The following is a 1,629-nucleotide window of genomic DNA, read 5'->3' on the forward strand; positions in this document are numbered from 1 at the left end:
AGGAGGAGTCCATATACGCGCTACGGGGTGGCTAGATTGCTTATGTGGCGTGATCTTCGCGAGCTGAAGCTCCCTCCTGGTATGGATTGACCTGTCAAGGGCACGGTTATCTTTCGTTCATTCGGTTGTCCTCAATGCCTAGGGGTCAGGAAGCGAAGGGCTATCTGCGACGGTGGATCTCTCTGGTATTCGTGGGTTGGTTACCGACCTGTCATCACTTCGTCGCGGAGCTACCCTGCTCTACAAGCGAGGGTCACCCAGCCCCAGAGGGCGGGGCCTCATAGGAGGGCCAGGGGTTCTCCCACCGGCCCGACGCTCCCTGACACCTAGACACTGGAACGTGATAGTCATGCGGTTGCCCGGCTTCCGTGCGGTTTGCCCATAGCCTCACAGGCAATCGCCCACATAAACCCCGTCAATTCGCGCGCGACGGCGGTGATAACCTGCTGCTTCATCTTGCCCGTGGTCGCCAATCGACGGTAACGTCCGCAGAGTCGTTTCTGTGCTTCCCAGGCGATTGCCTGCACCGTCGGCGTGGTCTGCTCGGCTCGCTTCTCAATAATGCGCGTCTTGCGCGCGGGGAAGCGATAGCTCCAGGCGGCCTCCACCAACACACGACGCACATGACCATTACCCGTTTTAGTGATGCCTCCCTGTCGGCGACTACCGCCACTGGAGTGCTCGCTGGGCACTAGTCCCAGGTAGGCCATCAGTTGCCGCGGTGAGTCGAACCGGCTGATATCACCCAGCTCGGCCAGCACTGTCATGGCGGTAATCAGGCTGATCCCACGCATCGCCATTAGCGACCGAACCACCGAGGCCAGTGACCACTCCATTAACGCCGCTTCCATTTGCTTCTCTAACCCTGCAACGCGTCGTTGAGCCTCTCTCACGGCCTCAATGTACTCCTGTAGCACGATCTGCTGAATCCGATTATCGAAGCGGACGGTCTCGAGCCAGCGAAAATGAACCGGTATCCACTTACTTTTGCCAGTGTAGACCTTGCCGTGGCGTAGCAAGAATGCGCTCAGACGTTGACGTGCTTTAAGCTCAATGGCCTTCATATCCTCACGGGCACGTGTCAGATCACGAATGGCTTCCTGCTCGGGCGTGGGCACCCAGACCGGCGTGAGTTCGCCAGCACGTGAGAGACGGGCCAGCATGACGGCGTCTCGTCGGTCGGTCTTGACGCGATCTCCCGCACGACGAGGAATCAGTGATGGGGCAACCACTTCGCCATCATGGCCGCTGGCCTGAATCTGGTGATAGAGGCCGTAACCACAAGGGCCAGCCTCATAACTGAACAACAGAGGCTGCCCGTTGAACCGCTGGCTGAGCTGGCGAATCATCTTGTCAATGGCCTTGGATTCGTTAGGAATCTCGCCACGAAACTCGGGCTCGAGCCGCCCCGCCTCGGCGATAGAGACGGCAATGGTGGCCTTGTGCACATCCAGGCCGATATAAGCGGCATGGACGTTGCCAGCGCCGCTACGGCGTTCACCAAAGGACGGTTGATTTACGCTAGACTGTTTCATGACCTGCCTCCCTTAATAGTGGCTCTGCGTTGTTGCCTCAACCTCAACATAACCCACGAAGTTGAGGAGGGGCAGGTCAATCCATCATGTCTAC

General features: G+C 58.5%; 1 protein-coding gene. It reads right to left on the bottom strand.

The window, feature by feature from the left end; translation table 11 throughout:
• Positions 1-347: 347 nt before the first annotated feature.
• Positions 348-1,535, bottom strand: a complete 1,188-nt coding sequence (locus tag INT22_RS02440) for an IS110 family transposase (protein ID WP_226912347.1) — start codon at positions 1,533-1,535, stop codon at positions 348-350.
• Positions 1,536-1,629: the final 94 nt, after the last annotated feature.

It is taken from the genome of Halomonas sp. 3D7M (assembly GCF_014897885.1).
In the GTDB taxonomy this organism is placed as follows: domain Bacteria; phylum Pseudomonadota; class Gammaproteobacteria; order Pseudomonadales; family Halomonadaceae; genus Vreelandella.

Coding starts and splice junctions, on each gene's coding strand:
- INT22_RS02440 (WP_226912347.1), bottom strand. CDS start 1,535: ATGAAACAGTCTAGCGTAAATCAACCGTCCTTTGGTGAACGCCGTAGC.